The organism is Phocaeicola plebeius DSM 17135 (assembly GCF_000187895.1).
GTDB lineage: Bacteria > Bacteroidota > Bacteroidia > Bacteroidales > Bacteroidaceae > Phocaeicola > Phocaeicola plebeius.
In genome coordinates, this window is sequence record NZ_DS990130.1 from 362160 (window position 1) to 381993 (window position 19834).

At 41.2% G+C, this 19834-nt stretch carries 18 protein-coding genes; 17 read left to right on the forward strand and 1 reads right to left on the reverse strand.

Annotation, left to right across the window (positions count from 1 at the left end; genetic code table 11):
- The first annotated feature begins 1 nt into the window (after window position 1).
- From BACPLE_RS09710 to BACPLE_RS09780, 15 genes are all read left to right on the forward strand, one after another.
- Entirely contained in the window at window positions 2-802 is an 801-nt protein-coding gene (locus tag BACPLE_RS09710; protein ID WP_007561347.1) for a glycosyltransferase family 32 protein, read from the forward strand.
- Window positions 799-2016, forward strand: coding sequence for a glycosyltransferase (locus BACPLE_RS18605; RefSeq protein ID WP_007561349.1), 1218 nt, complete (start codon window positions 799-801; stop codon window positions 2014-2016). The genes BACPLE_RS09710 and BACPLE_RS18605 overlap by 4 nt, the downstream gene beginning before the upstream one ends.
- Window positions 2013-3173 (forward strand): polysaccharide pyruvyl transferase family protein, encoded by a 1161-nt coding sequence (locus BACPLE_RS09720; RefSeq protein WP_007561351.1) that lies wholly within the window; start codon window positions 2013-2015, stop codon window positions 3171-3173. The genes BACPLE_RS18605 and BACPLE_RS09720 overlap by 4 nt, the downstream gene beginning before the upstream one ends.
- 32 nt (window positions 3174-3205) lie before the next feature.
- Window positions 3206-4330, forward strand: coding sequence for a hypothetical protein (locus BACPLE_RS09725; protein ID WP_007561352.1), 1125 nt, complete (start codon window positions 3206-3208; stop codon window positions 4328-4330).
- Between the two features lie 27 nt (window positions 4331-4357).
- On the forward strand, window positions 4358-5464 hold the full coding sequence (locus BACPLE_RS09730) for a glycosyltransferase family 2 protein (RefSeq protein WP_007561355.1): 1107 nt from the start codon (window positions 4358-4360) through the stop codon (window positions 5462-5464).
- 137 nt (window positions 5465-5601) lie between these two features.
- Window positions 5602-6735: a glycosyltransferase gene (locus tag BACPLE_RS09735; protein ID WP_007561358.1), complete on the forward strand. Its 1134-nt coding sequence runs from the start codon at window positions 5602-5604 to the stop codon at window positions 6733-6735.
- A gap of 21 nt (window positions 6736-6756) precedes the next feature.
- Window positions 6757-7872 carry a glycosyltransferase gene (locus BACPLE_RS09740; RefSeq protein WP_007561359.1) on the forward strand — a complete coding sequence of 372 codons (1116 nt, stop codon included), beginning with the start codon at window positions 6757-6759 and terminating at the stop codon, window positions 7870-7872.
- A 43-nt stretch (window positions 7873-7915) separates the two neighbouring features.
- A complete protein-coding gene (locus BACPLE_RS09745; RefSeq protein ID WP_007561361.1) occupies window positions 7916-9325 on the forward strand; it encodes an undecaprenyl-phosphate glucose phosphotransferase in 1410 nt (469 codons plus the stop codon).
- A 75-nt stretch (window positions 9326-9400) separates the two neighbouring features.
- A complete protein-coding gene (locus BACPLE_RS09750) occupies window positions 9401-10084 on the forward strand; it encodes a YjbH domain-containing protein (protein WP_050792078.1) in 684 nt (227 codons plus the stop codon).
- A gap of 14 nt (window positions 10085-10098) precedes the next feature.
- Window positions 10099-11328: a YjbH domain-containing protein gene (locus BACPLE_RS09755; RefSeq protein ID WP_040312954.1), complete on the forward strand. Its 1230-nt coding sequence runs from the start codon at window positions 10099-10101 to the stop codon at window positions 11326-11328.
- Between the two features lie 38 nt (window positions 11329-11366).
- Window positions 11367-12638, forward strand: coding sequence for a hypothetical protein (locus tag BACPLE_RS09760; RefSeq protein ID WP_148374582.1), 1272 nt, complete (start codon window positions 11367-11369; stop codon window positions 12636-12638).
- A 111-nt stretch (window positions 12639-12749) separates the two neighbouring features.
- Window positions 12750-13826 carry an OmpA family protein gene (locus tag BACPLE_RS09765; RefSeq protein ID WP_007561370.1) on the forward strand — a complete coding sequence of 359 codons (1077 nt, stop codon included), beginning with the start codon at window positions 12750-12752 and terminating at the stop codon, window positions 13824-13826.
- Between the two features lie 61 nt (window positions 13827-13887).
- A complete protein-coding gene (gene porL / locus BACPLE_RS09770; protein ID WP_007561373.1) occupies window positions 13888-14394 on the forward strand; it encodes a type IX secretion system motor protein PorL/GldL in 507 nt (168 codons plus the stop codon).
- Between the two features lie 7 nt (window positions 14395-14401).
- Window positions 14402-15751, forward strand: a complete 1350-nt coding sequence (locus BACPLE_RS09775) for a GldM family protein (protein ID WP_007561375.1) — start codon at window positions 14402-14404, stop codon at window positions 15749-15751.
- Window positions 15752-15778: 27 nt separating this feature from the next.
- A complete protein-coding gene (locus BACPLE_RS09780) occupies window positions 15779-16843 on the forward strand; it encodes an OmpA family protein (RefSeq protein WP_007561377.1) in 1065 nt (354 codons plus the stop codon).
- Between the two features lie 193 nt (window positions 16844-17036).
- Here the strand turns inward: BACPLE_RS09780 and BACPLE_RS09785 are convergent, their stop codons facing one another.
- Window positions 17037-17690, reverse strand: a complete 654-nt coding sequence (locus BACPLE_RS09785) for a DUF1349 domain-containing protein (RefSeq protein ID WP_007561379.1) — start codon at window positions 17688-17690, stop codon at window positions 17037-17039.
- A gap of 120 nt (window positions 17691-17810) precedes the next feature.
- On the opposite strand from BACPLE_RS09785, the gene BACPLE_RS09790 reads away from it, so the two are divergent.
- Window positions 17811-18575, forward strand: coding sequence for a response regulator transcription factor (locus BACPLE_RS09790; RefSeq protein WP_040312956.1), 765 nt, complete (start codon window positions 17811-17813; stop codon window positions 18573-18575).
- 129 nt (window positions 18576-18704) lie between these two features.
- On the forward strand, window positions 18705-19820 hold the full coding sequence (locus BACPLE_RS09795; protein ID WP_007561383.1) for a Fic family protein: 1116 nt from the start codon (window positions 18705-18707) through the stop codon (window positions 19818-19820).
- The last annotated feature ends 14 nt before the right edge of the window (window positions 19821-19834 follow it).

The window sequence follows — 19834 nt, forward strand, 5'->3', positions numbered from 1 at the left end:
TATGATACCTAAAATAATACACTACTGCTGGTTTGGCGGAAAAGAAATGCCGGCACTATTGCAACTTTGCATTGCTTCCTGGAAGAAATACCTGCCAGACTACCAAATAAAACGCTGGGATGAAACCAACTTCGACTTTAACATGGCTCCATTATGTAAAGAAGCATACGCTGCAAAGAAATGGGCTTTTGTGGCAGACTATTGTCGCATATATGCTTTATACACAGAAGGTGGTATTTACATGGATACAGACATTATGGTATTGAAAAGTTTTGATGAATTCTTGCAATATTCGTTTTGTTCAAGTCAGGAATACCAGCCATTGATGTTAGAGCCTGTGCGGAAACAATACATAGATGAAAACGGAAAGCGTATTGTGGATCAGCAATATGTACCAGGACTCGGTATACAAAGTGGAGTGATGATGGCTGAAAAAGGAATTCCTTATTTAAAGGATTGCATGGACTTTTATAACCAACTGCATTTACCTGAAAATCTGATGGATATTGTGGTGGTCAAAATACTGGCCAAATTCATGGAGAAATATGGGTATCGGTACACAACAGAAAATCAATATTTTCCTATTTATAATATAAGAATCGCTCAACCCACCGTATTTTCCAATATGACAGCACTTAGCAATGATTCATACGCATGGCATTTATACTACAAAAGCTGGGTGGGGCAAGCCTTTAGCCTTAAACAGATTTTGAGAAATAATTTTCCTAAGATTTATCTTATACTGCAACTGGTATCTCGCAAAAAGTTTGGCCTTATACACAAAATATTATTCTTAAAATGAATGTTGCATTCTATACTCAGCAAACAATAACGCCTTATACAGGCGGAATAGGAAGAGTTACCTCTATCTTGACCAATTTATTCCGTCATGAATTTGGATGGAAGGTTTATTCTATCTATGCAGAGTCTGTTCCCGATTCATTTGATAAAACTCCGGTAGATGGTTTTATACAGAGAAGATTACATGACCGCTGGAATCTGAGAAAGGGAATAAGAGACAATACGCAGGAAGTGGCTTTATTCTTAAAACAAAACCAGATAGATATAGTCGTTATCCAGACTTCAATGGATGTAGCTAAACGACTAAGGCTTGCAACAAACAAAATAGGATATAACGTAAAAATTATTACTTGCCTTCATTTTGCTCCAGGAAAAGACATCTTTTTAACTGAATTAAAGGATATAAAAAGATGCCAGGGCTTTACAAAGAAGTCTTTAAAAATATTTCTCAAAGCTATTCTTTCTCCTGTTTATAATCCGCAGATTATTCGCCTGACTAAATACTGTTACCGTAATGCTTATACTTATTCAGATAGGGTTTGTCTCTTGTCTGAAACTTATAAAAATGCTTTCTGTCAGTTTGCTGGTATCAGCAACAAGGACAATAAACTCATTGCAATTCCTAATCCCTTGTCGTTCAGTACAGACTTTTCCAAGAAAGAGTTGGAACGAAAACGACATATAGCTTTGGTAGTGGGAAGACTTTCTGAATATGAAAAAAGAATATCTACCATTCTTTCTATTTGGGGGAGATTTGAAAAGGAATATCCCCAATCGGACTGGATACTGAAAATTGTAGGAGACGGCATTTCACTTCATGATTATAAAAAGCAAGCAGAAAATCTTCATTTAAAGAAATGCAGTTTTGAAGGATTGCAGAATCCAATCTCTTATTACAAAGAAAGTGCACTTTTTTTAATGACTAGTGCTACAGAAGGATTTCCCATGACACTGGTTGAGGCACAACAAAACGGGTGCGTACCTATTGTTATGAATTCATTTTTATCTGTCACGGATATTATAACTTCTCAGCGAAATGGCATAATAGTGAATTATGGTGACAATGAGAAATTTTTTACATCTATGCTTGAATTAATGAATAATCCGACTTCCCTTCATATGCTGGCAGAAAACGCTCTGGATGACTGTCAAAAATATTCACAAGAAAATATTGGAAGATATTGGAATAAACTTTTTAACGAATTGGAATCATGAAAAAAATAGCATTAGTTACCTGCTACTTCCAGCATAACTACGGCAGCCAGTTGCAGGCTCTGGCCACACAAATGATATTCGACAAGCTGGGACTGAAAAATGAAACCATCTGCATAGACGGCTTGAAAGCTGAAATCAATAAAGCGAAATATCGGTATTTTTTAAGCAAGATTTTTGACATCAATACAATACGCGACAAGATGGCTACCGTGCGGAAGCAGATTGCCAAAAGAACCAATCCGGAATATGCCCGTAACCTGGCTGCACGCGACCGCATCTTCTCTCATTTTGCCGAAACCCAATTTGAGTTGTCGGGCGTATATACTTCGAAGGCAGAACTAGGTAGGAATGCTCATTCTTACGGAGCGTTTGTGGTGGGGAGTGACCAACTCTGGTTACCTTCCAATATTTCTGCTGATTATTATACGCTGAATTTCGTGCCTGAGGACGTAAAGAAGATAGCCTATGCCACCAGTTTTGGGGTGAGCCAGCTGCCGCATAAGCAGGCTGAAATGGCCAAACTTTTCCTGAACAGACTGGATGCCATTTTTGTAAGGGAAACCAGCGGACAAAAACTGATTAAGCAACTGACCGGGAAAGAGGTTCCTCTGGTGTGTGATCCTACCTTGCTATTCACGGCAGAGGAGTGGAATCAGCAGGCACCAGCCAAGCGGAGAATCAAGGAAGAATATATTCTCTGCTATTTTTTAGGGAATAATCCCATACAGCGCGACTTTGCGCAACGGCTGGCAAAAGAGTTAAAATGTAAAATTGTGCAGCTGCCACACTTGGATGAATATATCAAAGGAGATGAAGGGTTTGCAGATTATCCATTGTATGATGTATCTCCTTTGGACTTTATCGCCCTGATACGTGATGCACGGTTTGTATTAACCGACTCGTTTCATTGTACGGTATTCTCTACGTTGTTTGAAAAACCGTTCTTCTCATTCAGAAGATATAACAATGACAGCCAGGTTTCTACCAATTCACGCATCTATTCGCTTTTAGATACATTTGGTATTCCCCAACGACTGCTTAGCGGGAAGGAAGAAATAAGTTCTTGCCTGCAAATGGAAATTGATTTTGAGAAAGTGCACAAGAACATTGATTCGTTAAGACAAAAATCTACAAAGATGTTACTTGAAGCTTTGTAAAAGTCGTTATATGCCTTTATGAATTTATTCGTATGAATATTTCCACTACCGAACAGAATATAAGAAATTATTATACTTGGATTATACCTTTGATTGTTGTAGCCAAGATAGTGAGATGGACTGTCATGCGCCGTCAGTTAGTGAATATGAGTATAGGATGGGGATATGTTCCTAAAATCCAATCGGTTCCTTTTCAGGGATTCCAGGCTGCTGATTTTTGGGGGGCAAGTAATAGTGCCACTAATGTGGGAGATAATACTATCTCGTATTTTCAGCTATTTGATTTGGGATTTACATCCTATCAATCATGGGAAGTTTTCCTTACTATTTTATATAACATTCTGATATTCTTTTGTGTAAAAAGTTTTTATGAACGAAATCCGTTTGCCGGATGGAAAGAAAATTTCTTTATTTATTTGAATGTGGCTATATTGAATATCTTTTGCTTGAATTTAGCCAAAGAACCTTATCAAATGGTGTTTTTCTTTCTGATGGCATTAGCTATTGCTTTGCCTAAAACCTACCAGGCTAAAAGTATAGCTCTTATTATCGCTTTGATACTGACCATTCTTTATTCACGCAAATATTTTGGTTTGGTATTGATGTATTTCCTGCTATTAAACTATATGGTAGGGAAATTGTTCGGTGAAAAGCAAGGTACAAATGTGGAAACATCAACTAACAAGAAGAAGTTATACGGCAAATTGTTTCTGTTAGTTGTATTATTTGGCGTGTTGCATTATTTCTTTATGTCTTATCTGATGACAAACAATGCGGATACATACGACGAGATGGTGGCGGCTAATAGTAGAGACAAAACTCCGGCAGCTTCAGAAATTACACCTTTATTCCCCAATAGTAATCCGGCCTTGCTTGCGGTAGATTATTTTATTAAGATTCTACGTCTGATGATACCTATTGAACTGCTGATAAAGCTGAAGGTTACTTATTTGTTTCTGTTGGTTTATCAGTGGCTGTTACTTACTTTTCTTGTAAGAACTTTTATGAATCGGGACAAAACGTTGAATCCTACCCGCACAATAGCTATGTATTTATACATTGCTTTCTTGCTATGTTCTGCTGCCTTTGAGCCGGACTTTGGAAGCTGGGTACGGCATCAGGGAGTGGCCTTTCCGGTAATCCTGTTACTCATTTGATTACAATAAAAATATAGTAAATATTTTATGAATCATCTGCTTTATCTTTTTTTGAAAAAGACGAAACTTAACAAAGGGCTGTATCGTTTATGCAAGGCTAAGTCACGCGAACAAATTCCTATTGGCTTTAAAGAAGTGGAAAAGGCACAAATCTTACTGAACACACTACATGCGGATCCTCACCATTCCTGTATCTGTCAAAACCTGGTAGCCGCAACTCCGCAATATGACCTGCAAATTATAGTGCCAGCTTATAATGTGGAAAAGTACATCAAGGAGTGTCTGGATTCAGTACTTTCGCAAGACACGTCATTCAGCTACATAGTGAAAGTTATCAACGATGGTTCTACTGACGGTACTCCCAAGATATTGGGATTTTATCAGAAAAATAATCGTATTGAAATCATCCATCAGAAAAATAAAGGTTTATCCGGGGCAAGAAACACAGGTTTGCAAGAAATAAATGCCCGCTATCTTATGTTTCTGGATTCGGATGACAGACTGGCTCCCGGTGCTATAGAAGCATTGATGACAATGGCGCAGGAAACCGATGCGGACATTGTGGAAGGAGCTTCCTTGAAGTTCTGTGGTGCTGTTGTGACTAAAAGGTACACTCATTCAGATGAGAAACGAGCTTCAGCAAACAATTTATATGGTTTTGCATGGGGTAAAGTTTATAAAGCAGATTTATTTGCTCATATCCAGTTTCCGGAAGGATATTGGTTTGAGGATACATTATGTGCTCTTATTCTGCATCCGTTGGCTAAGAAAATCAGTACCACGAGTCATTGCGTGTATTGCTACCGGACTAACTTTAAGGGGATTAGCCGTACTTTCAGAGGAAAACCGAAATGCCTGGATTCGTATTATATCTGTGAACAATTATTGGCAGACAGAGCTAAATTAGGTTTGCCTATGGATGAAAAATTTCTTCATGGGATTGTACGTCAGTTCCGGCTTAATTCCAACCGGATATCTTCATTAAAACGTGAAGATGTTGACAAAGCCGTATTTATTCAGCAAAGTGCCTTAATCCGGCAATACTTTCCTGGTATCACAGTGCAGGATGAATTTATTCAATCTTTCATTGAGGGAAATTTTTCATTATATCAACTTCAGGCAACTTTGTTATAAAATATTCTCTTTGAGTTTTTTTAAGTATTTCTATAAGAGCCTTTTTATCTATATGCTATGGGTGCACATTAGTCCTTCAAAAGAATTATTGGACAAAATTGCTATTTCTAGGTAAAAACGACTAACAGAATATCTTTATGCACAAACCATTAAGAGTTTTATTCTTCATTGACCGGCTTCGCCTGGGAGGTATACAGGCACTGGCCAAGGACATTCTGGCACACAATGACCGAAACAGAATGGTCATTGATATGCTGAATCTGGACGACGGGATAGAGTATCCGCTGAAAAAGGAACTCACGGATATGGGAATCACCGTATATCAATTAAAGAATATCTGGCTGAGGACACCGCTGGACTTTTTCAGCTATTGGAAGGCGGTGGACGAATTCTTTAAAAATCATCATGACTACGATGTGGTGCACGTGCACTCCGGGTCAAAGAACTATTACATATTGAAAGCTGCTAAAAAATGGGGGATACCCGTAAGAGTGGCACACTCGCACAACACAGGATTTCAGTCGAAAAACCCGGTGTCAATCTTATTGGGGAACTTCCTGAAAACCCCGATGAAAAAAAATGCGACTCATCTGGTGGGATGCTCAAAGCTGGCTTGTGAATGGCTTTTTGGTAAAGGATGTGTGGAAAAAGGGAAAGCACGTGTGATATTGAATGCCATTGACTGCAAGCAGTTCATTTACGATGAAACCGTACGAAAGGAGGTAAGAAAGGAACTTGGCCTGGAAGACAATTTCGTGATAGGTCACGTGGGACGATTTGAGAACCAGAAGAACCACAGCTTTCTGCTGGACATCTTTGTGGAGGTGGTGAAAATGAAGCCTGAAGCACGACTGGTGCTGGTGGGGATAGGAAGCCTGATGGAGGCGATGAAAGCTAAAGTGAAGGCTTTGGGACTGACTGAAAAGGTGATTTTTCTGGGATTCCGGAGCGATAGGGAAAGAATCATGCAGGGCATGGACTCTTTTGTGTTTCCTTCGCTTTATGAGGGACTGAGCGTGGTGCTCATCGAGGCGCAGGCCAGCGGAATGCCTGTTTTTGTATCAGACAGCACAACTACTGAAGTAAGCTATTCTCCTTATATCAAGTTTTTATCGTTAAAACAGAATGCTCAAGAGTGGGCTAAAGAAGTCGTGAAAAGAGGTGCCGTAGAAAGAATGGACATGAGCCTGGAAATCAGAAATTCAGGTTTTGAAATAAACGGCATGATCGATAGCTTATATCAGCTTTATACAGAATCGCAAAACAACTAACTAATTATAATCCCTGTTTTTATGAAAATAATGTATATCGGCCAAATGATTGGTGGATTGGATATTTATGTCCGTAATTCAATATCGAATTGTAAAGATAACTCCATTGATTTTGTGATAGTTTGCGGTAAAAAGGATGAACATCCGCCGGTGATAAGAAACGGAAAGGTGGTACGGGAACGCAAAGTCGCATTGTATCGTAACTTAAACCCTATACATGATTTTATCGGATTTATTCAGGTGCTGCAATGTATCTTGACTGAAAAGCCGGATATTATTCACTGCCATAGTGCCAAAGGGGGCATTTTTGGCAGACTGGCCGGCTGGATGACTGGGGTGAAGACATTTTATACTGCGCATGCATTCAGTTTCTTGTGTACTCCATCGCGCCTCAAAAGAAATGTATACTTGATGATTGAGAGGTTTACTAAAATGAATACTTATCTGCTGGCTTGTTCTGAAAGTGAAAAGGAAATGGGGGTGAAAGACGTGAAGTACCGTCAGGATCATGCGCTTGTATGGCATAACTCTGTTCCGGATGCAAATGTGCTTGCACAGCCTGCTGAAGAAAAAAATGCAGCGGAAACACCTTATATCTGCTACGTAGGGCGTCCGTGTTATCAAAAGAATCCTCTTTTTCTGGCTGAAGTGATGAAACAGGTAAAAGAACTGGGTTGTCCGCTGAAACTGAAGCTTCTCGGGGTGGGATATTATTCTTCTGAACTTACCCAGCTGCAAGAAAAGATTAAGGAAGAAAATTTGAAGGATACAATTCTGCTCAAGCCATGGATTTCGCATGAAGAATGCCTGAATATAATGAGGGGCTCTATGTTTTATATTACTACCTCCAGATATGAAGGGCTTCCTCTTAGTGTGATTGAAGCCATGAGCTTAGGTAAGCCTATCATTGCAAGTGATAAGGTGGGGAATAAAGATTGTGTATGTGATAATATAAATGGCTATCTGCTGCCATTGGATACGAAACTTTTTGCTGAAAAAATAGTGTCGTTATGGAAAAATGAAAACAAGCGAAAAGAATTTGGTTCTGAATCCAGAAGGATTTTTCTGGCCGATTTCTGTATTGACTCTCAGATTGACAAGCTGTTTAGTATTTACAGAAACGTGGCTTTGTCATAAAACGCTATTGAATATTACGTAGGCCTTTTTCTATTACATAAATATGAAACCGAGATATAATGGATATAACAGCTGGTTAATCCTGTTTATCGTTATTTGCGAAACGCTGATTACCGGAGGATTGTTCTATATTCTTTTTCTGGCGACAGAAGATACACCTTGGCACAATACTTTAACAGCACCTCACATGCAGGTTATATTAACTGTCATGTTGTGTTATTTTGTGTCGGCTATGCAGATTGGGGTGGTGCTTTATCGTCGTAATGTGTATTCCTATCAGATTTTGGCTAAAGTGTTTCGGGCTACATTGTTTTTCGGAGTTTTTGCTGGAATTCTGTTGGAACTGGGAGGGTTCATGAACTCATTTTCAACATTCTATCTGACGTTCTTATTTTTGTTGTTTATCTGTCTGTCTGTGTTCCGTATCACCATGAGGTGGGCGGTGAAAAGGTATCGCTCCAGAGGGGGAAATGTGCGCTATGTGGTGCTGGTGGGTAGTTCGGAAAACAACCGGGAACTGTATTACGAACTGACATCGCAAAGCGGAGCTGGGTATAAGGTAGTTGGGTATTTTGACTTTCTGCCTAACTCTGCATTTCCGCAAGAATGCCGGTATCTGGGACAGCCTCAGGATGTGGAGGAGTATCTGGAGAAGCACGGGAATACGCATTATCTGTATTGCTGTCTGCCTTCAAAGGAGCATGTGATTATCCGCTCGCTGATTAATTATTGTGAGAATCATCTGGTGCATTTTTACAGTGTGCCGAACATTTATAATTACCTGCACAACCGGGTGTACTTCAACATGATGGGTAATGTGCCTTTCCTGAGTCTGCGACCGGACCCGCTGAGCAAAATCAGTAACCAGATACTGAAACGGACGTTCGACATTGTGTTCTCACTGTTGTTTCTGTGTACGCTATTTCCCTTCATCCTGATAATCGTGACCATCGTGACGAAGATAACCATGCCGGGCCCTGTGTTCTTCAAGCAGAAACGAAACGGACTGAACGACAAAGAATTTTACTGTTACAAGTTCCGTAGCATGAAGGTGAACGCACAGGCCGACACGCTGCAGGCTACCAAGGATGACCCGCGCAAGACACGCTGGGGAAACATCATGCGTAAGACGAACATCGATGAGCTGCCGCAGTTTATCAACGTGCTGCTGGGTGACATGAGTATCGTGGGGCCGCGTCCGCACATGCTGAAGCATACGGAGGAGTATTCAAAGCTGATTAACAAGTACATGGTGCGGCATTTCGTGAAGCCGGGCATTACGGGCTGGAGTCAGGTGACGGGTTTTCGTGGGGAGACCAAGGAACTGAAAGACATGGAAGGTCGCGTGCGCGGAGATATCTGGTACATTGAACACTGGACTTTCGGACTAGACTTGTTCATTATCTACAAGACTGTGGCCAATGCCCTGCACGGTGAAAAGAATGCGTACTAGCTTATATACAGGTTAAAACTGCAAAATTTATATATGGCACGACGTACGATAAAGTCATTGGGCTTTTTACTCATTATGGGAGTTGCCTTGTCTGTTTTTACACCTCAAAAGGTGCAGGCACAATACACGATAGGAGTAACTGGTCTGCTTAATGCACCTTCGGCGGAAATGAACGAAACGGGAAGATTCATGATAGGGGGTAATTTCTTGCCTGAACATCTTAATCCATTTGACTATCATACAGGAAATTACTTTGTAAACATAACGTTCTTCTCTTTTCTGGAACTGACGTACCGCGAAACATTATTAAAAAGATCGTACATGACAGCTAAACCTAAATACAATCAGCAAGACCGGTCGGTGTCCATTAAACTGCAACCTCTCAAAGAGGGGAAGTGGTGGCCGGCGGTGGCGGTTGGGGTCAACGACCCGGCAAGAGATTTGGGTAACAATTATTATCGCAGTATTTACGGGGCTGTTACCAAGCATTTCTTGTTCGCCGGACACGAACTGGGTGTGACGGCTGGTTATCAAGGATGGACCAGCAAATGGAATATGCTGAGAAATGGAGTATTCGGAGGTATTACATACAGGCCGTCGTTCTGTCCGCAGTTGTGTCTGATTGCGGAATATGATACACGCGAGTTTAATCTGGGTATTACGGCGAGACTGTGGAACCGTGTATCGTTATGTGCGTTTACGGGGGGATTTGAATGTATTGCCGGCGGACTGCGATATGAATGTACATTGTTTCATTAGGGGAGGGGCTGAATATGAGAAGGAAGCTGATGATTATGTGCGTATCTTTTTCTGCGGTGATAAACTTGTCTGCACAGGTGGACATGCAACTGGCAGAACTGGGTATGGAGAACATCCGCATGGCACAATCGGACAAGGGGATTGCCGTAGCTTTTGAGGACCGGGCGTTTAGAAGTTCATACGAAGGGGTGGGACATGCCATAAAATCGGCCCTGGAGGGTATGACGGAGGATAAGGAACTGCGAATGGTGGTAATGGATGCCAACGGACTGCCGCAGCTGGAAATATGTCTGGATAAAGAACTGGTAAATGCTTATCGCCGTCAGGAGGTGAATTTGTGCGAGGTGTTCGGACAAATGAAATTGAGCTGTGAAACTGACTATACACTGTCATTGCTGGAAGGGACGAAGACGGAACATAAAAGTGCCTGGCGGCCGGATATTGTGGTCTACCCTCATTTGTTTTTGGAAAACTCAAGCCTTGACAAATTGTACAGATATGCCATTGCACTGGCTCCGGCCATTGAAATGCCGCTTTGGAAGGGAGCGGAACTGGCGGCACAGGTGATATTGCCAATCGTTGGGAACCAGAAAGGTGAGTTAAAACAGGTGCGGCCGGGGATTGTGGCAGTGAGACAGGGATTTTATCTGAAGAAGAACTGGACACTGACCGTCACTGCGGGGCAGTTCACCAATCACCGCTTGGGAGGTATGGCCGACTTGAGATGGAGAAATGATAACGGACGGTGGGAGGCTGGTGTAAAAACGGGACTGACAGTGTTTTCTATGTTTGTAGACCAGGAATGGTCACTGACCAGAAAACCACGGTTGGATGCCCGGTTGTATGGAAGGGTATATGTTCCTGGATGGAATACGGAACTGACCGGAGAGGCTGTGCGCTTCGTATATGGGGACTATGGAGTAAAAGGCAGCATGATAAGACATTTTGGTGAATGTACTGTGGGGTTGTATGCGTTGTATGCGGAAGGCCAGGTAGACGGTGGCTTTAACTTTGCTCTTCCATTGCCTGGACGAAAATATAAACGCTGGAAAGGTGTGCGACTTAAACCGGCTGATTATTTTACGTATGAATACAGGGCTATAACAAAAGGGGTAAGTTCTGTGAACGATAAACCTGGAATATTATACACCACTATTACCGGAGAAAACCGGACACGTGGCTTTTATCAGCCGGAATATATACGGTATTTTCTGATGAAAGACTATGAGGAATTTGGAAAATGACATATTTAAAAACCAACAAACCAAAAACAATTGAAAAAATGAAAACAACTAAATTAGTGGCAATGGCACTTTTGCTGATTGCAGGTGCCTGCATGAGTTCTTGTTCTGTGAGTGACAATGAAAAGAGTCCGGAACAAGTGGAAGATCCGATTAAAGATATAACGGAATATTATATCGTAGGACAAGTAAAAGAGGGTGATAATGCGCTGAGTGGGGTTACTGTTTCAACTTCTGGACTGGATGCGGTAACTACAGATGAAAACGGACAATTTACTCTGACCGTTAATGAGCAAAAAGAGTATGTGGTGGATTTTGTAAAGGATGAATACTTGCAGGCTTCTACCAGCATAAAACTGGCTGGATTGACGAACCGTTCAAGTGTGGCCGTATCTGTATTGATGACGAAAAAGGCAAAGGATGCGACTATTGCTGATGTCAGCCAAAATGTGTTGATTGAATCTAATGGTAATACAGGTGAAACGGAAGTTTCAAATGTATCGGATGAAAGTGCCTTGAAGAATGTCAGCAGTGTAGGTGCTTATGTTCCGAAAGAAGTGGTAGAAGAGGGTACAAAAGTTTCTATGACGGAATATATACCGGAAGTTGCTTCTACACAGGTTGGCCAACAGGTTTCTACTCCAATTATGGCTGTTTATATAGAAACCCAGGAGGGAAGCATTGTGGCATCAGAGGAGAATCCTGTTATTTTGTCTGTAAACAATCCGGCTGAAGCTGGTACGGCTTTCCAAAATGTAACTGTGCTTAAGAGCAGCAAATCAAGAGCAGATGAAGTGTTGGGAGAAGCTGTGTATGACGTAAATACCAACAGTTATAACTTTACTATGAGTTCGGGAGAACTTGATGGAAATTATGAATTCCGTATATCTTCTACCAGAACTTCACAGACTACTACTAATTCGCTGATTAAAGAAGGTAAAGTGGATAACAGTGGAAACTTTGAGGCACAAACTGATGTGAAGATTTCCTATACTGCTTCAATGGGATGGACATACGTTACTGCACCTAGCGGTGAACTGGCTGAACTAGTGAAAAATGCCATCGTTGCTCAGGAAGGTGCAGAAGGTACTTACAGCGTAAACTACGAAGAAACTACGAATGTAAGTGGAAACAGTATCATGTATTGGAAAGCAGAAGGGAAATATGATACAATCACTTATAGCTTCCCTCTGTCGGACAATAGCACGATAACTGCTACCTTGAAGAAGTATACCGGCGTTACATTTAGCTATATCAATGCTTCGGCCGACCAGCATTCTGGAGGTACAAGTACGAGTGGAAATGCTCAATAATCTTTTACTTGCTAGACTGACGTAAAAAGAAAAGACTGCTTTCTTGTATAGAACAAGAAGGTGGTCTTCATACAACACGGAAAAAAGTAATCCCAAAAACTAAAATTAAGAATGAAAAAAACTATTATGTGGGCTATGGTGACTTTATTGTTACCCACAAGCAGCATTGCACAAAATGAGAACTCTTTCCAGAAAAATAACTGGTTTGTGACCGGAGGAGTTTCTACGGAAGGATTTATGAATACCGATGGATATATTACTGCAGCTGGAAAACTGGGGGTTGGTCTTTGGGTAAATCCCTGGCTCGGGTTAAAGCTGGAAGGGATTGCCGGAGGATTACATCTGCAAAATAACTACAGCGGACAGGTCTACGGGGGGCACCTGACTTATATGGCACGTTTATATGGAGCCAAGACTTACAAGCCCTTTAACCTGAATCTGGCGCTGGGAGCTGGATTTTACCGCTACAATACAGGTGATGCACTGGAAAAATATTCCTACATGAATACGATTAATGGTAATCTGGGTATCCAGGCTGTATATAACATTACTCCGCAATGGAGTATTTATGCAGAACCGGGACTGACGGTACAACCTCAGTATTATAATCCGGAGAAGAAAAAGGATGCAGCTTTGTCGGGCTACCTGACTGCTGGTATTACATATACCTTTAAAGAACAGTTCAAGGGGGCCAGCAAGAACATTTCTGCTGCGGAAATGGAATTGGTGCAGAGCCAGCTAAAGAGCATGCATGAGGAAAATGCGAACCTGAGAAAACAGGTAAATACACTGGAAGAGGAAAAAAATAACCGTCCTGTGGTAACTGCTGCTGCACCTGAGAATGAAAACAGGCTGGCAGATGCTGTTGAGTATGTGGCTTTCTTCGATATCAACAAGGCTTACCTGAGCGATAAAGAGGCTGTGAATCTGGAAGCGTATGCAAATCTGATAAAGAAATATCCTGAAAATAAATTCGTGATTACTGGGTATGCAGACAAACAGACTGGTACTGCTGAGTTCAACGAGCGTTTAAGTAAATTAAGAGCTGAAGCCGTGTATAATACGCTGGTAGACAAATATGGTGTAGACAAGAATCAACTTACTATGGAGTATAGAGGCGGTGTAGACACCATGTTCCAGGATAATCCGCGCTTAAGCCGGGCAGCTATCATCAAAATGGTAAAATAAATCTCATCTTAATATAAAGCCGTAATGGAGTAGACCATTGCGGCTTTTAAAATGTATTATTATGTCACTCAAATCTTTTTTAGGTAGCCGCACAGGTAAAAATTTCTATAATATCTGTTATTGCTGGGGGGCCTGTCTGGTAATTTTAGGAGCCGTACTGAAAATCATGCATGCGCCATACGATGACTTGTTCCTGATGATTGGCTTGTGTACGGAAGTGTTTATCTTTTTTATTTCTGGTTTTGATGAACCGGCTCGCGAGTACAAATGGGAGCGTGTGTATCCTATCCTGAATGATAAAAATGCAAATACGGATCCTGCAATAACCCAAAGCAATGTAAAACATGTGAGGAATCTTGACAGCAAGGCTCTGCTGCAACTCAATAAAAATGTGGAAACATTAAATGAGTTGTATATCAACAAGCTGAACGAAATGTACGAGGCACAAATCAAACAACTCAAGAATGGTGGTAGCAATGAAGTAATACAAGAATCTGCCCGAAAACTTGCTGACGAAATTGCTGCTTTAAATGAGAAGTACAGAAAGATGTTGGATACAATGAACTGAACAAGATATGAGTAATTATAAATTGCCGCCACGGCAAAAAATGATTAATCTATTGTATGTTATTCTGATTGCCATGTTGGCCATTAATATTTCTGGGGAGGTTTTGGATGGATTTGCCACTGCTAACCAGGACATGAAGAAAAATGTAGAGACACTGAAGGTTTACAACGGGGGGCTGGAAAAACAACTTGCGGCATGTGGGAATATGGATGCAGTGCAGAAGGCTGCTCAGCTGAAAAAAGAGTTGCTGGTTATCGATGAAAATATTATGCATCTGGAGGATACCATACAGGTTGTTGCACAGGAAGGGAGTTTTACCAAAGGTATGAACGTGGACGATGACTTAAATGCCGTGGAGGCAATCATGCTGCATCAGCAGAATGCATCGGAACTGAAAGTGGCTGTCGAGGCATTCCGAAAGAAATGTCTGCAACTTACTTTTGATGAGACTAGTAGAAAAATGATTGGGAGCCTGCTGAATACCGATGCTGATGAAAAAGGGAAAAGCTGGGAAGAAAGGCATTTTGCCAATCTGCCGGTCATTGGATGCAAAATGATGATGAGTAAAATTCAAAAGGATCTGTGGCTTGCTTTCAACGAGACTCTGCGTTGTGTAAACGAACGGGTAAAAGGTAATGATTCGCTTATGCCACGGCAGGAAGTGAGGCCGGTACTTGATAATAATTTGCTGGAAGCGCTTGTGGCTCATCTGGAAAACCGGAATATGCACGGACAGACTGTGAAGAACAAAGATGGGCACATGAAAATGCTGGTGATGACTGAGAATCAAGCTCCTCTTTTTGCGAATTATGAGAATCTTATCAGTGTAACTGCTTTATCGGAAAGCCCGACTAACCTGGAGGTAAGCCTTAGTAATGGAAGTATCCGGAAAGAAGGAAGTAATTACATAGCTGTTCCAGACGGGAAAGAGCAGACTGCTGTGCTGACTGTAAAAAGCGGGGGGAAAGTGCTGGCTCGATACGAATATAAAGTCATGCCGCTGCCTACTCCTGTTCCTTCACTTATGTATATAGCGTCTAGCGGCAGACAACGGGAGTACAGAAGTAATGTGCCATTAAGTCAAAAAGAGATTCAGTCTATCAGTCGGATTAAACTGAATATGGAGGGTGGTGTAAATACGCAGGAAACAGTGACTGGGTTCGACCTGATGCTTATTAAGGGACAGAATCAGACGGTGAGAATGGCGCATTCCAACGGCGCGGAACTGACTCCGGAAATGAAGCAGATTCTAACCAAAACGATGAAAGGTGATAAATTAATTTTTACCAATATTTCTGTGAAAGGTAAGCATACTCCAGTGAGACAAACCGTCTCTGTGAATGTGATTCCGATGTAAACTTAACGCATAATTCTATTGACCAATATGAGAATATTAAACTTAGTACTAGCAGCCGGGGCAATTATGCTGTCAACAAATGTGACGGCACAGTTAAAGGATGAATTCCAAAAATATAACTGGTTTGTTACAGGAAGTGTATATACTGAAGCGCTGATGAACACTAATGGTTACGTGGAGGCAACGGGAAAAGTTGGAGGAGGAATTTGGATGAACCAATGGGCCGGAATAAAACTGGAGGGTGCATTCGGGAATACTCGCTTGCTGAAAGACAGTCGCGGCCAGATTTTTGGAGGTCAGCTGACTTATATGGCTCATTTGTATGGTGGAAATCACTATCGTGCTTTCAATTTGAATGGTACGCTGGGAATCGGTTTTTATCATCACAGGTTTGGTGATGCTTTGAAATATTATTCATATATGAATGTATTGACCGGTAATCTGGGTATACAGGCTGCTTATAACCTTACTCCCAAATGGAATATCTATCTGGAACCGGGCTTGCTAATACAGCCTAAGTATTATGATGTAAATGATAAAAGTAAGGTTTTACCTTCATTTTATTTGAGTGCAGGGGTGAGCTATACATTCAAAAATATGTTCAGTAGGTGGAGTAAGAAAGTCAAATCTAATACTCAGAAGATTTCGGTTAGTGAACTCAATCGTATGAACGACCAGATAAATCTTATGAGAAAGCAAATCTGTAACTTGCAGGAAGAACTGAATAATGCCCAAATAATAAAGACTAATCGCGAAGTTATACTTGAACCCATACGGCAATCTCCGTCTGTAACGATTCTGTTTGACACTATGGGTAGTTTTCTAAATGCATCTGAACTGGAGAAACTGGAAGACATTGGAATCTGGATGCAGGATCATTCCAATAGTATCACCATTGTAGCCTTTGCTGATTCTCAAGCTAAGGATGATGCTGCACAACGTGTTAAAATCGCACGTACCGATGCCATTCGCAAAATACTTACAGAAGAATTTGGTATCGATAGTAAACGTATTCTGATTTCTACTCCTGAAAAAATGGGATATGTAAACAAAACAGGTCAAGAAGCCTTGATTTTCTTTATGCCGGAATGATAAATATTTCGTTGATGGCATAAAGTGTACTTGTAAGCTATAGGCTTTTATATTGCACAATAAAAGAAGCTGATGAGGGACTACCTATATGGTAGTCCTTTTTTATTTATGGGCACAAAAAATCAATTTTTAAAAAGGAAAAGGTTGCCTTCCACTGTAAGAAGAACTGGGAAGACGACCTCTTGTTCGTTTCTTATTCCGCATTCTTTTTCAACCATTCCTGTCGGCGAAGGTCAGGAAGGTGTTTCACTTTGAAATGCTCAAAAGTAGCATTGAAGCCGTTTCCGTCAGGGCTGGCTGCCATGAGTCCTACGTGTACGGGAGTGTTGTCCTGAAGCCAGGCATTTCGCATCATGACGTATTCCTTGTCATCGAACGAATAGAATATTTCCACGGCATCCAGTCGTCTTACCGCTTTAATCCATACGTAAGGAACCGGCTTGTCCAGTGTGATGACGCTCCAGTCTGAGGTTTTGTGGGTGACTACGGTGCTCAGGTTGAATTTCCCGTCTACAAACTCAATGCCTGTCTTGATGTAGTTCTCGTGGTCAATGCGCAGCATCAGGCCGGCTTGGTCGAAACGGGTTTTATAGTCTCCGGTCACTTTTACTTTGACCTCAAATTCGCCTCCGTAAGTTGCGTAATAAAACGGGGCGTCATCTACGGTAAAACCATAGTGTGAAATACGCCAGTAGTCACTCTGCGGGGTGACGTACATGGTCAGTGTCTGGTTTTCTATTTTCCATTGTTCGGGTTCGTTGAACCATTGCATTTTTTCCAGTGACTGGGCCATTCCGCATTGCAGGGATGCTCCAAGAGCCATTCCTAATATAAGTTGTTTTTTCATATCTGATAATTTGGTTACGATTCTTTGATTTATTTGTTGATAAAATCCGTAGGGAAATTATCTTTGCAAATGTAAGATGCCGGAAAAGAATCTGCAATGATTATTAATAACCATTTTCGTATGAATATAGTCGATGAACTGAACAATGAGTTTTCGAAACAGAAATCGCTTTACAAGGTAGGGCAACAGCCTGTGGCAGAACTGGAAAAATACAAGCAAATTGCCATGGGGTATGCGGAAATGGAAAATGCGGTATCTGTGCTGAGTGATATGCATACGAATGTGAGTTACGTGTACTATGGGCGCTTTTCCCAGGTGTTTGGCTGGAATTGTGAGAATGGCACGGAAGAGAAAATAGATTCTATTTGGGAGGAAAAGATTTTGAAGCAGATTCATCCCGATGATTTGCATGACAAGTATTTGCAGGAGCTTCGTTTCTTTCACTTTGTGCGACGTCAGCCCAAGACAAAGCGGACTGATTTTTATCTGGCCAATAAGTTGCGTATAAAGGATGCGCAGGGAAACTATCAGTTTGTGCTGCACCGGTTGTTTTATGTTCCTTCTCCTATAGGGAATAGTTTGTGGCTGGCATTATGCGTGTATACTCCATGGTTATTCGGCTTTTCCGGCAAGAGCAGGGTGATTCATTCGGTTACCGGAGAAATGATGGAATTAGGTGGTCAGGAGGATGCACAAATCTTGTCGGACAGAGAGAAACAAATTCTCCGGTTGATAGATAAGGGGCTGATGAGCAAGGAGATTGCCAGTCAGCTTTCTATCAGTGTGCATACGGTCAGTCGGCACCGTCAGGAGATTTTGGGTAAGCTTCAGGTGAAAAGCTCCATTGAAGCATGTAGGGTTGCAAAGGAGTTGGGGATTTTGTAATGTGTTTGTGATTTTTATCAGGAAATGTACTGTTTTTCGGTGAATAGATGTTTTATTCTCCGATTTTTTTCGGTGAATAGATGTTTTATTCACCGAAAAATCATTATCTTTATTGCTAAAAGTTACTATATGTATTTACATGAAAGAGAAAACTGGTGGCAGTTTACCTACGATAGTAGTAAAGTACTTAAGCTTTTAGGGCGAATCAGGGTGAAACAAGGAATGGTGTTAGGTAGTCTTTCTACTCTTGGATTTGAATTTCAGGATGAGGCTATGCTTTCTACCATGTCTGTCGAACTGGTTCGTTCTTCGGAAATTGAGGGTGAAATGTTGAATTTGCAGGAAGTGCGTTCTTCTATTGCTCGTCGTTTAGGTATTGAAACGGCTGGTATTGTTCCAGCTTCCCGATATGTGGAAGGAATAGTGGAGATGCTATTGGATGCTACGCAAAATTATAAAAAGCCTTTATCTGACGACCGTCTTTTCGGATGGCATAATGTATTGTTTCCGTCTGGAATAAGTGGATTGTACAGAATTGAAGTTGGGAAGTATCGCACAGGTGAAATGCAGGTCGTTTCGGGAGCAATGGGGCGTGAAAAGGTTCATTATCAGGCTCCCTCGCCAGAAAAAGTACCCGAAGAGATGAAGCGTTTTATTCAGTGGGTTAATACTGAAGAAGATATAGACGAAGTAATTAAGGCAGCAATTGTTCATTTATGGTTTGTGTCTATACATCCTTTTGATGATGGTAATGGACGAATTACCAGGGCCTTGACTGATATGATGCTGGCACGTTCAGAGAATACTGGTAAAAGGTTTTATAGCATGTCCGCTGAAATCAAGTTAATGCAAAAAGAGTATTATGAGATATTGGAAAGAACTCAGAAAGGCGATGGAGACATTACGGAATGGCTTCTCTGGTTCCTGAAGTGTCTTGAAAAAGCATTGGATTCAACACGAGATACATTGGCTACTGTGCTGGAAAAAGCCAAGTTTTGGGAGTATTTTAGGGATATAGAGTTTAATGTGCGGCAACGTAAACTGATTAATATGCTGTTTGATGGTTTCTTGGGTAAACTTACTTCTGGTAAATGGGCTAAAATTGCTAAATGTTCGTCGGATACGGCTTTGAATGATATAAACGATTTGATTGCCAAAGGTGTGTTGGTGAAGAATAATGAGGGAGGTAGAAGTACAAATTATTCTTTAGCAAAGCTACATTGTATAGATGAAAGGAAGAAGTAACAAGAATGTATGAT